The organism is Rhodococcus sp. IEGM 1318 (assembly GCF_033142465.1).
Taxonomy (GTDB): domain Bacteria; phylum Actinomycetota; class Actinomycetes; order Mycobacteriales; family Mycobacteriaceae; genus Rhodococcus_F; species Rhodococcus_F qingshengii_B.
Genome location: NZ_JAWLSC010000017.1, coordinates 12,042 through 24,641, shown reverse-complemented (window position 1 = coordinate 24,641; position 12,600 = coordinate 12,042). Strand labels below are relative to the sequence as shown.

The following is a 12,600-nucleotide window of genomic DNA, read 5'->3' as shown; positions in this document are numbered from 1 at the left end:
GGCGGCGGATCTTGTTCGTATCTCGAACGATCAGTGCTGAATGCCGTCCGGATCGGTCACGTGCAGCGGCGTCTTCTTGCGCTTGAGAAGCACACGTCGGCTGCCGTCGGGGTAGAGACGAACGCGGGAGAGTTCCCACCCGCCGAACTCGGCGGAGATCGCCAGCCGCATCGACGCCGTGACCCGCGAAACGTTCGGCGGTAGCCGGAGTGGCACGTAGTCGAACTTGTCGTCCGACGTTTCCCACGGCGCGGGGATCCCGCGCGCACGCTTTTCCATCAGTTCTCCCGTGACGGGATGACCTGCAGCCCGTCACCGGTTGCCGATCCGACGATCAGATTGCCGTTGGAAGAGTCTACGGCCAACGAATTCGGCTGTCGCACCGTCTTGAACCGTCTGGTCTCCACGGGGATGCCGGACGACAGGTCGAAGCCGACTACCTCGTTGGTCGCGGTGAGCGTGACCCACACGCGATCCGCGGTTTCGTCGTAGGCAACGGCGTACGGTGACTCGCCGACGGGGTAGCGCTGGTGCATCAGGAGCGGATCGGCAGTGAAGACGAGCAGTTCGTTGCCGGTGGTGTCGGTGACCAGAATGCGTCCGAAGCGATCGGTGGCCAGATGAGTTGCGCCCTCACCGGCACGGAGGGCGACGCCGAGTTTGCCGTCTTCGAGATTGATCGCCGTCAGCGAGGTCTGACGGTGATCGAGGGCGCTCAAGTTGTCGCCGGTGACCGCAAGTTCGTCGACGGATGCGAATCCCGAAACCTTCTGTGACTGATCGGTCTTCGGGTCGACGATGTGAACTGAACCATTGTCCGTGCCGATCGCGATACGGCCGTCGGTCAGCTCGACCGCGGAATTCGCCTGGCCGTCGACCGGGATGGTCGTCAGTTCGCCTGAGGCCAGATTCAGCTTGCCTACCTGGCGATCCATCGACAGCAGCGCGTTGCCGTCAGCGGCGATCGAAACGTCGCGTACGTCGGAATCCAGGGCTGTCGGACGACCTGCAGAGGCGGGGTCGGCGCCGGCCAAGCTGTCCGCAGGAACGACCAGCACCGAGCGTGGGTTGTTGGCAACCACCACAGCGCTGCGCGTGATCGGGTCGAATGTGATGGAATCGATCAGACCTGAATACGGGTGAACCACGCCGTCCGGGGTGCTGGTGGTGGCCGGCGAGACCGCGGCCGTAGCGGGATCGATCGTGATGAGGTCATCTCCGGAAGAACATCCTGTGACCAGCAGAACCGCCGCCCCCATTGCTGCTGCAGTGGTGCGGATCCCTAGGCGAGCCATGTGTAGTTCCTCGTTTTCTTGTCATCTGTTCTTCACGCAGTGCGACTGTCATCGATCATCCCTGATCGCAGTCGGGCGCCGTTCATCGCGTCGAGGAACTACCGACCATTCCGCTCACACCCTTGACGCGATACCGTACGAACAGCGATTGCGGTTGACGCTGCAATCACCGAGGAGATCATTGTGATTCCCACAGAACCCACCGATTCCGGCGCGCAGTCGCCCGAACCGGCGCGGCCGGGCTTCGAGATCGAGGACCTCACCGTCGGCGCTCACGCACATGGTTTCGGCAGGTCCGACGGTCGGACTTTCGCGTTCCGCGTACGCAAGAGCGTGTTGTTCGTCGAGGTTTACGGCGAATACTGCGAGCACAGTGTGCCGACCCCGTCGGATGTCATCGCTACGGCCGAGCGATCGGTGACCGATATCGATCTGACCGACGAGCGAAGCATCGCCGGTGTGGTCCGCGACGCAGTTCTGTCGACGGAGACTGATTGGTCACAGCCCGGTCCCGGTGACGGAGTTCGTGAAGGCGACGGTCGCAGCCTGCCGACGGTGAGAGCCGTCCTCAACAGGCTGGGATCGATCATCGATTCTGTTCGGTGAATTCTCGGCGCGGGATCACCAGGGTCGCTCCGGTCTTCGGATGCGGGAACACCTCGACCGGATATCCGTAGACGCGGGTCAGAAGCTCTTCGTGCAGCACCGATTCCGGGGGACCGTCAGCGGCGATGCGGCCATTTTCGAGCACGACGATCCGATCCGCGTACGCCGCCGCCAATGCGAGATCGTGCAACACGACGACGACGGCATCGCCGTCCGCAGCGCGGGCGCGCGCCACGGACATCACCGCCTCCTGGTGTCCGAGATCGAGTGCTGCCGTCGGTTCGTCCAGCAGGATGGTCGACGTCTCCTGCGCCAGTACCCGCGCAAGTGCGACTCGCGCCTGCTCGCCGCCGGACAGCACGGCAAACGGCCGATTGGCGAACCCCTCGACATCGCAGGTCTTCATCGCCGCGGTGATGGCAGCGCCGTCGCGGTCTTCTCGGCGAGTTCCGGCCCAGGGTGCGCGTCCCATGCGAACGACCTGGCGAGCACTGAACGAAAATCCGATGGTGTGTTTCTGGGGGAGCACCGCGCGTCGGCGCGCCATGTCGATCGGCGACCACTGAGTGAGGTCGGTGCCGTCGACGTCCACCCGCCCCGCGACGACGGGCTGATCACCGGCCAACGCCGCAAGAAGTGTCGACTTACCGGCGCCGTTCGGTCCGACGAGGACGACGACTTCTCCGGCCCGGACTTCGATGGACACGCCTTCGAGAATGTGCCGACCACCGCGCTCGACGGTGATGTCGCGTGCCTCGAGGGTGACATCACCGACGCCAGGGCTCTCCGGTTCGGGGGTGACGCGCCCGAAGAGTTCGCGCCAGTTTCGTACGAGGTTGCTCATGCCCACCCGCCCTGTTGTGCGCGAGTGCGTCGGAGAAGCCAGAAGAAGAACGGTCCACCCACCAGAGCGGTCAGCATTCCGAGGGGCAGGTCCGCGTTGTCGATCAGCGACCGCGAGCCGAGGTCTGCGACCAGCAGAACCAGTGCGCCGGCGAGGGCGCTCGCGGGAATCAGCGCGCGGTGGCCAGGTCCGACGAGAATGCGCATCAGGTGCGGAACGACCAGACCGACGAAGAGGATGATGCCGGTGAAGGCAACACTCGCGGAGACCAGGAGAGCGACGATCAGTACCGCGAACTGGCGCAGCCGTTCGACGTTGACGCCCAGGTGACGGGCCGCGTGTTCACCGAGCGCCAGCAGGTCCAGGCGTGGGGCGATCATCATCGTCGTGGCGATCCCGACGACGGTCATCGGGGCCACGATCAGGACTGCGTTCCAGGAAGCGCCGTTGAGTGAGCCGAGTTGCCAGAACACGATCTGATCGCGAGCAGACGGGCTGGCGACGAAGGTGAAGAAGGCGATGAGACCGCCGGCGAACGCGTTGATCGCAACGCCGGTCAGCACCAGAGTCACCACTTCGGTTCTTCCCTCGTGCCGAGCGAGCAGATACACCGCAGCGGTGGTGACCAGTCCGGCGACGAACGCCGCGGCAGCTACAGCCCAACCGGCCACGAACGTGCCGCCGACGACGATGACAGCGCTCGCGCCGACCGCCGCACCCGCGGACACTCCGATCACTCCGGGCTCGGCCAGCGGATTGGAGAACACACCTTGCAGAAGCGCACCGGAACATCCCAGCGCCGCGCCGACACAGATGGCGAGCACGACGCGGGGGAAACGAACCTCCCACAAGGTCACTTCACCGCTGGGATGTGCGGGCATCGGACCGAGATCGAGCCCGATGCGGTGCAGGATGCTGCCCAAAACCTCGAGTGGCGACGTCGGAACCTGACCGATGCACGCCGACAGCACTGCGACGATCACCAAAGCGAGAGTCAAGCTGATCAGAACCGCACTCACCCGCGACCGCGACGCGGGGCCAGACGCCGACTTGTCGGCGCCCTTGACGTCGTGTGAATCCTCGGCTGCGGACCCAGTCTTACCTGGGTCGGAACTATCTGTTTCTGTACTCACGAATCAGCACTCACAAATCTCTGCTCACGATCCACCGGGCTCGTAGATCGCTTCGGCAAGTGCCGCCATGACACGTCCGGTGTTCGGCCCGAAGCTGAGCAACACGCCGTCCTCCATGTCGACTACTCGTTTGTTCTTTCCAGCCGGTGTCTGAGCAATGCCAGGGACCTTTTCGAGGCCGTCGATACCGCCGATCGATGCCAACCCGTCCGTCATCATGAGCAGGGCGTCCGGTGCGGCGGCAATGAGCGCCTCGCTGGTGATGGGCACGAACTGTTGTGTGATGCCCGAGGCGGTTCCTGCATCGGTGGCGCCGAGTGCCTCGATCAAGGAATCTGCTCCGGACCCTTCACCGCCGATCATGGTGATGGCCGATCCGCGCATGTAAAGGAACGCGATCTTCAGTGGATCACCCTCGGTAGGGACCAGATCACGAGCTCCATCGATCTCCGATTCCGTCCGATCGACCAGCGCCGCGCCCTGGGCGGGGACGCCGAGCGCGTCGGCGACGGCCTGGAGTTGTCCCGGCACACCCTCGAGTGTTCGGGTCGGATCGAAGAAGACGACTGGAACACCGGCGGCACGCAACTGATCCTGGACGCTCTTGGGCCCGATACTCGTGTCGGTGAGAACCACGGTGGGATCGAGGTCGAGGATCGCCTCGGTATTGAGCGATTGGCCGCCGACCGTGACAACCGGCACATCCGCGACTGCGGGGAACTTGGCTGCGGTGTCGCGGCCGACAAGATTGTCACCGAGGCCGAGCGCCACCGTCGTCGTCGCGAGCGTCCCGTAGCGGTCGGCCGCAACGATCCGGCTGTTGTCGGTGATGGTCACGTCGACGCCGTCGAAGCTCTTCACCGTCACGGGCAGTGTTGCGGTCGGGTTGTCGGACACGGGAACCGGGCTGGAATCTTCGAGTACCGCGGTCCGGGCACCCAGAGATGTCGTGGAATTGTCGCTGGACCCGCAAGCCACCAGACCGAAACCGGCTGCTGCGACCAGTGCCGCCGCGGCCAAGCGCTTCATCATTTGACGAGGTAGCTCTCGATGTCGCCTTCGAGGTCGGCGAACAGGTCGCCGTTGAGGCGGTACGCCAGATTCACCTCGTCGATGAAACGCTGCTGTTCCTCGGCGGGAATCTGCAGTGCATCCAGATTCGAGCGGTAATCGTCCTTGAAGGGCTTCGGCTTGGGGATGCCTTCGAAGATGTAGAAGCGAAGTCCGTCGGTCTCGAATCCGTAGGCGCGCTCGAGCATGCGGCGGATGATCTGTCCGCCGGACAGATCGCCCATGTAGCGCAAGTAATGGTGTGCGACGAAGCCGGCGGGCCAGTCGAACGCCACCTCCTTCAGCCGCGCGATGTAGCGCTCGGTTGCCGGCAGTGCCACGAGTTCGTCGCGCCAGTTCGGTCCGCCGAGGAATTCGAGATCGGCCTCGAGTGAAGCCACCCGCAGCAGATCCTCGGACAGGAACGGAGTGACCAACTCGTTGTCGGCGTGTGTGCGGCCTGCCTCTTCAAGGCTGGTGTAAACGAGGTAGGTCTGTCCCAGAAGCGCGGCATAGCCTGCGGTGGTCAGCTCACCGCCGAGCAGAGCACCCACGAAACGCGACTGCTCGGTCTCGCGGTGCGCTGCGTCCGTCTCTGTCTTGATTCGTTCGGAGAAGGCGGGGCCTGCGTCTGCGGAAAGGCTGTCTGCGTCGAGCGTGGTCATGGATTCTCCTGAGGCTGTAGTAAAGCGTTGCCTACTAGGTTAGCCTGCCCTCGCCAAGGCGATACCTTCGGTATTTCGATCAGCGGGACGAACTAAGCGCTCACGTCGTCGAGAGCCGCTGCAATCGCTTTCGGCAGTTCCAATTCTTCGGTTGCCAGTACTCCTGTCAACTGGGCGAGATCACGCGTACCGACGACGGCACTGGCCACCCCGGCACGATCGCGCGCCCAGGCCAGTGCCACCGCCAGTGGGGAAGTACCCAGACCGTCGGCGGCGGTAACGACGGCGTCGACCACCCGGATCGAGGAATCGGTGAGGTAGCTCTGAACGTCCTGTGAATGTGCTTCGTCGGCGCCGCGGGAATCGACGGGAATGCCGTCGCGGTATTTGCCGGTCAGCACGCCGCCCGCGAGGGGTACGGCGGCGAACACTCCGACGCCGTGATGGGCGGCCGCTGCGAACAATTCCTCCTCGACGCCGCGTGCGAGCAGTGAGTATTCGGCCTGCGTCGCGGCGAGTGTTGTTGCGCCACCGGCTCCGACGGCCGTCGCTAGCTGCCAGCCGAGGTAGCCGCGCACCCCGACGTACCGCACCTTGCCGCTCGCGACCGCGTAGTCGAGGGTTGCTGCAACCTCGTCGACGGGCGTGAGCGGATCCCAGGTTGCGACCTGCCACATGTCGAGGAAGTCGGTTCCGAGTTCACGAAGAGTCGCATCGAGTTGGCGGAGCAATCCGCGCCGCGAGCAGTCGACGCGGTCGGTGCCGATCGGAGTGGGATCGATTCCGGCGCTCGAGCTGATGATGAGTTCGTCACGCGGAACGACGTCGTCGAGCAACTCGGCGAGGATCCGTTGCGCCGCACCGGCGCCGTACGCGGGCGAGGTGTCGACCAAGGTTCCGCCGGCCTCGGCGAAGGCGAGCAGCTGCGCCGCAGCCTCGTCACCGTCCGTGTCGCGTCCCCATGTCAGTGTGCCGAGTCCAAGTCGCGAGACCCGAAGTCCGCTCGTTCCGACAGATCTGTGCTTCATAACCGCCTGCATCTCGCGCCCGACTCGTGTGCGCAAGTGCGGCACCCGAGAGATCTCACCACGTGCAGACTAGTGGGCGCTCGCCCCGAGTCGGGGTATTCGGACACGGACGTGCCGGGCGCGGCGCGCGGCAGTGAGCACCGGTAGCGTGGCGCCGGTGAAACGTGAACCCGACACACGAAACCTGTGTGCAGTAACCCCATTCGAATCAGCCGGGATCGGTGAGTGATGGGCGAAGCGATGACCTGGCTCCAGGCCGTGATCCTGGGCCTCGTGCAGGGATTGACCGAGTTTCTGCCCATCTCGTCTTCCGGACATTTGCGAATCGTGTCGGAGATATTCTTCGGCAGCGACGCCGGTGCGTCCTTCACCGCGGTGACGCAGCTCGGCACCGAGCTGGCAGTGCTGATCTATTTTGCGCGGGACATCGTGAGGATCATCACTGCCTGGTTCCGGGGTGTGTTCAACGCCGAGCACCGGGGCGATCTCGACTACCGCATGGGTTGGTACGTCATCATCGGCACCATTCCGGTCGGCATCCTCGGCTTCTTCTTCAAAGACCAGATCCGTACCGGCGCACGCAATCTGTGGTTGATCGCCACAATGCTGATCGTGTTCGCGCTTGTCATTGCCGCTGCCGAGTACTACGGGCGCAAGACTCGGCCCATCGAAACGCTCACAGCGCGAGACGGCATCATCATGGGTTCGGCGCAGGCACTCGCGCTCATCCCGGGCGTCTCGCGCTCCGGTGGCACGATCAGCGCCGGTCTCTTCCTCGGGCTCACCCGTGAGGCCGCAGCTCGCTACTCGTTCCTCTTGGCGATTCCGGCAGTTCTCGCCTCCGGCCTGTTCAGCCTTCCGGACGCTTTCGAACCGGCAGGTGAGGGCCTGAACGCGAGCGGCCCGCAGTTGCTCGTGGCGACCGTCATCGCCTTCGCGGTCGGCTACGCAGCAATCGCCTGGCTGCTTCGCTTCGTGGTGAATCACTCCATGTACTGGTTCGTCGGATACAGAATCGCTCTCGGCGTAGTCGTCCTTGCGCTGCTGGCCACAGGGGTCGTGTCCGCGACATAGAGCCCGTTTCGGCGTCGACCACCCGTCCGTCGGGCCACCGCCCCATTAGGGTTGTGGAATGACAGTTGTCCTACTGCGGCACGGGCGGTCGACGTCCAACACTGCCCATACCCTGGCCGGTCGAACGCCGGGTGTGGAACTCGACGATCACGGCCGGAAACAGGCTGAAGGCGTCGTCGATCGGCTGGTCGGTCTGGACATCGCGGAGATCGTCCGCTCGCCGCTGTTGCGGTGCGAGCAGACGGTCGGCCCCATTGCCGTCGACCGTGGTCTGACGCCGGTGGTGGAGGATCGCCTCATCGAGGTCGACTACGGCGACTGGACGGGCCGCCCTCTCAAGGAACTGCTGGAGGAACCGCTCTGGAAAGTGGTGCAGCGCCACGCTTCCGGTGCGGTGTTCCCGGGCGGTGAAGGACTGGCCCAGGTGCAGGCGCGAGCCGTTGCCGCGATCCGTGAGCACGACGCACGGCTGGCCGAAGAACACGGCAAAGACGTCGTCTGGATCGCGTGCACGCACGGTGACGTCATCAAATCGGTTCTCGCCGACGCGTTTGCGATGCACCTCGATTCGTTCCAGCGCATCGTCGCCGAGCCGGCTTCGGTCAGCGTGATTCGGTACACGGCCACGCTGCCGTTCGTACTGCGGGTCAACGACACCGGAGACGTGCTCGCAGCGATCGGTGCAGCGAAGGCCGCGACCAACGGCTCGGCTCCCGCGCAGGAGTCCGTACCCGGCGGAGAGGTCGGTGCGTGAGCTGTGACGGATAATGGGTACTCAGTGATGTTCTGCTCGAACTCGAGGAGGTGCAATGTCGCGCGCGATTCACGTATTTCGCACTCCTGACCGATTTGTCGCAGGAACGGTGGGCGAACCCGGTGACAGGTCTTTCTATCTCCAAGCCGTGCACGAAGCACGGGTGGTGAGTGTGCTGCTCGAGAAGCAGCAGGTTCAGGTTCTTGCCGATCGCATGGGGCTACTCCTCGAAGAGGTACATCGCCGGTTCGGAACCGAGGTTCCGCCGCAAGCCGACGACGTCTCCGATCTCAGCCCGTTGGTCACTCCACTCGATGCGGAGTTCCGGGTGGGCACGATGGGACTCGGTTGGGACGCCGATGCCGGCGCGGTCGTCGTGGAGCTGCTTGCCGTCAGCGAGACGGAGTTCGACGAATCGGTTGTCCTCGACGACGCTGACGACGGTCCCGACGCGGTCCGTGTGTTTCTGACACCTGAGCAAGCGCGCGAATTTTCGCTGCGGTCCGAACGCGTCATCGCGGCAGGACGCGCGCCGTGCCCACTGTGTGGTGAACCGTTGGCGCCCGAGGGACACGTCTGCATCCGCACGAACGGATACCGCCGCGGCGAGTCCTTCGGTTTTGCGATCGACGACGCAGACGACGACGAGGTCTGACGTCGTGGCCGAACCTGGAGTGCCGGACGTTCTGCTCGAGGGTGATCTGACTCTGATCGGTCAGATCACCACGGCGAGCAACGCCACGCTGGTGTGCGAGTCGACTCTGGGGGAGCAGTCCACCCGTGTGGTCTACAAGCCGGTGCGTGGGGAACGTCCCCTGTGGGATTTCCCGGACGGCACTCTGGCGGGGCGTGAGGTCGCGTCGTATCGCGTGTCCGAGGCGCTGGGCTGGGGAGTGATTCCGCGAACAGTGTTGCGGGACGGTCCTTTCGGTCCAGGAATGGTGCAGCGGTGGATCGACACCGTTGATCGCCGCGCGGACGGATCAGGCGGCCTCGAGATGGTCGACCTGTGCAGTCCCGGCAATGTTCCACCCGGGTGGTTCGAGGTTCTGCAGGCCTTCGACTCGGAGGGTGAACCCGTCTCCCTCATCCATGCGGACGATCCGCGGCTGCAACGCATGGCCGTTCTGGACGTCCTCATCAACAATGCCGACCGCAAGGGTGGTCACGCCCTCGAGGGCGTCGACGGCTCGGTGTACGGGGTTGATCACGGAATCTGTCTTCACTCGGAGAACAAGCTGCGGACGGTGTTGTGGGGGTGGGCCGGGCAGCCCGTACCGGGCGCCTTGATTACCGACGTCGCCGAATTCGCGACAACTCTCGACGGGGGTCTCGGAGACGAGTTGTCCGGGCTGATCACCGAGGAAGAGATCGTGGCTTTGGCGGTGCGGGCCATGCAGTTCGCAGAGTCCGCTGTGATGCCCGAACCGAACGGCCATCGAACGATTCCCTGGCCTGCTTTCTAATCGCCCGAATTTTCCTGCTGTTCGCGAGTTGCCGTCTTCAATCCGGGTGAGCGAACCAATCGCAGTAGTTGTTCTCGCAGCGCGGCGACATCCCCGACCCCGACGGTCAACGCCGCATCTTCCTTCTCGAGCGTCAGTAGTCGCTCGTACGTCCGTCGGCCGGCGTCGGTTATCGCGATCACGCGCCGACGCTCGTCCCGCGGATCGGTGTCTCGGGTGACGTAACCCGCTCGTTCGAGACGGTCGATCGTGCGACTCATCGTCTGATCGGTGACCCGGGCATTCTTCGCGATGTCGCGTTGCGACGCCGGTCCACCAGCGATCGAATGGAGCACGATGAGACCCGCGTGAGTCATATCCTGAGACCGCAGAACCTTCTCCCACGAGTGCTCTACCAGGCGTGCAGCGGTGGACAACAGTCGGCCGGTGGGCCAGTCGTCCAGGCCGTCGCTGCTCATGTTTTCGCCTTCCGGTTGCAATTACTCAGCATACTGAACAAAATAGTCGACAAGTCCTCTCTGTTGCCGATCCCTGGAGACCCAGTGAGCACACCAGTACAAAATCGTCCTGTTCGACGCCTTCGATGGATTGTGCCAGCTCTCCTCGTGATCGGCTGGCTGGCAATCGGAGGGTTCGGGGGGCCGTTCGCCGGAAAGCTCAGCACGGTGCAGCAGAACGACAACACCTCGTTCCTGCCCGCGTCAGCCGAAGCCACCGAGGTGGCGAAGCTTCAAGAGAGCTTCACGGACACACGCTTCGTGCCGGCCATCATCGTGGCGGAACGATCGGGTGGACTCGAACCCTCGGACTCCACCTTCCTGTCCCAGACCGTCGATTCATTCGTCGGTACCGAGGGGTTCGGTGACGCGTCATCGCCGCCGATCCCGTCAGCCGACGGCCAGGCACTGCAGATGTTTTTGCCGGTCGACAGCACGCTCGAGGTCAAGGACAGTGTGAAAGCGCTTCGCACGGCGCTGGAATCGAGCCCTGATGGACTCACGGTCAAGGTGACCGGACCCGCGGGGCAGGTTGCGGATCTTTCGGCAGCATTCGCGGGCATCGACGGATTGCTGTTGTTGGTCGCCGGGTCCGTAGTGATCTTGATTCTGATCGTCGTCTACCGGAGCCCGATCCTGCCGTTCGTCGTGATCTTCTCGGCGATCTTCGCCCTCGGTTTGTCGAGCTTGCTCGTATATCTGCTCGCGGACGCAGACGTCATCGCCTTGAACGGTCAGAGCCAGGGAATCCTGTTCATCCTCGTGTTCGGCGCCGCCACGGACTACGCGCTGCTCCTGGTCTCGCGCTACCGCGAGGAGTTGCGAATCGAGAAGGACAAGTACGCGGCGATGCGTACCGCGTGGCGCGCGACGCTCGAACCCGTCGCAGCGTCGGCCGGAACGGTCATCGCGGGCGTTCTGTGCCTGTTGCTCTCCGACCTGAACTCCAACCGCGGACTCGGTCCAGTGGCGGCCATCGGGATTGCTGCGTCCTTCCTCGCGTCGATGACATTCCTACCCGCGATGCTGGTTCTGTTCGGGCGAACTGCCTACTGGCCGACCAAGCCGAAGTTCGACGCCGACCGGGAGCACCACGACGAGGCGAACGATCACCGGTTCTGGGCCGGGCTCGCTGCTCGAATCGGAAGGCATCCGCGGCGCTTCTGGGTGGCGTCGACGTTGGTGTTGGTGATCTTCGCCCTGATGATGCCGCAGTTCAAGGCCAGCGGTGTCTCTTCGTCCGACATCTTCTTGCTCGACGTCGATTCGGTTGCAGGCCAGGAGATTCTCGGTGAGCACTTCGACGCCGGTTCAGGGTCGCCGGCCGTGGTCATCGCCAATGCCGACCAGGTCGATGCGGTCGCGGCAGCAAGTCGCGTCGACGGTGTCAGTGATGTGAGTGTCGTCCAGAACGGGGGAGTGCCTCTGGTGGTCGACGGACGAGTCTCCCTGCAGGCAACGCTGACTGACGCCGCCGACTCACTCGAGGCCGAGGACACAATTGTCCGGTTGCGTAATGCAGTTCACTCCGTGGAGGGCGCCGATGCGTTGGTGGGCGGCGTCACTGCGACCGATCTCGACACCAAGACCACGTCGACTCGGGACCGGACTCTCATCATTCCGGTGGTGATCATCGTGGTGTTCGTCATTCTTTCGCTCCTGCTGCGTTCGCTTCTGGCGCCGTTGCTCCTCATGGGCACCGTTGTGCTCTCGTTTGCTGCGACACTGGGCATTTCGTCGCTGGTGTTCGACCACGTCTTCGGTTTCCCCGGTGCGGATCCTGTGGTTCCGCTCTTCGCATTCGTGTTCCTCGTGGCGCTGGGAATCGACTACAACATCTTCCTCATGACGAGGGTGCGGGAGGAAGCGCTGAAGATCGGCACTCGCGCGGGTGCTCTGCGGGGACTCACAGTCACCGGCGGGGTGATCACTTCTGCCGGAGTTGTTCTGGCAGCAACCTTCTCGGCGTTGGCGGTGATCCCGCTGTTGTTCCTCGCGCAGATCGCGTTCATCGTGGCGTTCGGCGTCCTGCTCGACGCCCTGATCGTCCGATCTCTGCTGGTACCGGCCTTGACCTACGACATCGGTCAGAAGATCTGGTGGCCGAGCAAGCTCGCGTCGATGCCCGAACCGGAGCAGGATCAGCCAGCACCCTCCCAGCCTCAGAGCAGCCTCCACTAGGCTCGGC

14 protein-coding genes are annotated in these 12,600 nt (G+C 64.0%); 6 read left to right on the top strand and 8 right to left on the bottom strand.

Going from position 1 to position 12,600, the window contains the following annotated elements; all coding sequences use genetic code 11:
- Positions 1-30: 30 nt before the first annotated feature.
- Together R4P65_RS29040 and R4P65_RS29035 are read right to left on the bottom strand one after the other, a co-directional pair.
- The gene (locus tag R4P65_RS29040) at positions 31-279 is read right to left on the bottom strand and encodes a DUF5703 family protein (RefSeq protein ID WP_230815692.1); all 249 of its coding nucleotides are present in this window, start codon (positions 277-279) and stop codon (positions 31-33) included.
- Positions 279-1,295, bottom strand: coding sequence for a hypothetical protein (locus tag R4P65_RS29035; protein WP_317829065.1), 1,017 nt, complete (start codon positions 1,293-1,295; stop codon positions 279-281). Before R4P65_RS29035 ends, R4P65_RS29040 begins: the two co-directional genes overlap by 1 nt.
- Positions 1,296-1,478: 183 nt before the next feature.
- On the opposite strand from R4P65_RS29035, the gene R4P65_RS29030 reads away from it, so the two are divergent.
- Positions 1,479-1,901, top strand: a complete 423-nt coding sequence (locus tag R4P65_RS29030) for a hypothetical protein (RefSeq protein WP_317829064.1) — start codon at positions 1,479-1,481, stop codon at positions 1,899-1,901.
- On the opposite strand, the gene R4P65_RS29025 is transcribed toward R4P65_RS29030, so the two are convergent.
- The 5 genes from R4P65_RS29025 to R4P65_RS29005 all read right to left on the bottom strand — a co-directional run bounded on the left by R4P65_RS29025 (position 1,882) and on the right by R4P65_RS29005 (position 6,621).
- Positions 1,882-2,745 (bottom strand): heme ABC transporter ATP-binding protein, encoded by an 864-nt coding sequence (locus tag R4P65_RS29025; protein WP_317829063.1) that lies wholly within the window; start codon positions 2,743-2,745, stop codon positions 1,882-1,884. The genes R4P65_RS29030 and R4P65_RS29025 overlap by 20 nt on opposite strands.
- Entirely contained in the window at positions 2,742-3,764 is a 1,023-nt protein-coding gene (locus R4P65_RS29020; protein ID WP_317829112.1) for an iron ABC transporter permease, read from the bottom strand. Before R4P65_RS29020 ends, R4P65_RS29025 begins: the two co-directional genes overlap by 4 nt.
- A 138-nt stretch (positions 3,765-3,902) precedes the next feature.
- Entirely contained in the window at positions 3,903-4,910 is a 1,008-nt protein-coding gene (locus R4P65_RS29015; protein WP_317829062.1) for a hemin ABC transporter substrate-binding protein, read from the bottom strand.
- A complete protein-coding gene (locus R4P65_RS29010; protein ID WP_283304768.1) occupies positions 4,907-5,593 on the bottom strand; it encodes a heme oxygenase (biliverdin-producing) in 687 nt (228 codons plus the stop codon). The genes R4P65_RS29015 and R4P65_RS29010 overlap by 4 nt, the downstream gene beginning before the upstream one ends.
- A 92-nt stretch (positions 5,594-5,685) precedes the next feature.
- Positions 5,686-6,621 carry an aldo/keto reductase gene (locus R4P65_RS29005; protein WP_317829061.1) on the bottom strand — a complete coding sequence of 312 codons (936 nt, stop codon included), beginning with the start codon at positions 6,619-6,621 and terminating at the stop codon, positions 5,686-5,688.
- Between the two features lie 228 nt (positions 6,622-6,849).
- Between R4P65_RS29005 and R4P65_RS29000 the strand changes: the two genes are divergently transcribed.
- The 4 genes from R4P65_RS29000 to R4P65_RS28985 are packed head-to-tail and all read left to right on the top strand — an operon-like array spanning position 6,850 to position 9,915.
- The gene (locus R4P65_RS29000; protein ID WP_230815760.1) at positions 6,850-7,695 is read left to right on the top strand and encodes an undecaprenyl-diphosphate phosphatase; all 846 of its coding nucleotides are present in this window, start codon (positions 6,850-6,852) and stop codon (positions 7,693-7,695) included.
- 58 nt (positions 7,696-7,753) lie between these two features.
- Positions 7,754-8,449, top strand: coding sequence for a histidine phosphatase family protein (locus R4P65_RS28995; RefSeq protein WP_003946173.1), 696 nt, complete (start codon positions 7,754-7,756; stop codon positions 8,447-8,449).
- A 55-nt stretch (positions 8,450-8,504) separates the two neighbouring features.
- A complete protein-coding gene (locus tag R4P65_RS28990; RefSeq protein WP_030537532.1) occupies positions 8,505-9,104 on the top strand; it encodes a DUF3090 domain-containing protein in 600 nt (199 codons plus the stop codon).
- Positions 9,105-9,108: 4 nt separating this feature from the next.
- Positions 9,109-9,915, top strand: a complete 807-nt coding sequence (locus R4P65_RS28985) for an SCO1664 family protein (protein WP_317829060.1) — start codon at positions 9,109-9,111, stop codon at positions 9,913-9,915.
- Here R4P65_RS28985 and R4P65_RS28980 read toward each other — a convergent pair.
- Positions 9,912-10,373 carry a MarR family winged helix-turn-helix transcriptional regulator gene (locus R4P65_RS28980; RefSeq protein ID WP_317829059.1) on the bottom strand — a complete coding sequence of 154 codons (462 nt, stop codon included), beginning with the start codon at positions 10,371-10,373 and terminating at the stop codon, positions 9,912-9,914. The two genes, R4P65_RS28985 and R4P65_RS28980, sit on opposite strands and share 4 nt — an antisense overlap.
- Before the next feature lie 129 nt (positions 10,374-10,502).
- On the opposite strand from R4P65_RS28980, the gene R4P65_RS28975 reads away from it, so the two are divergent.
- Entirely contained in the window at positions 10,503-12,593 is a 2,091-nt protein-coding gene (locus R4P65_RS28975; protein WP_411742597.1) for an MMPL family transporter, read from the top strand.
- Positions 12,594-12,600: the final 7 nt, after the last annotated feature.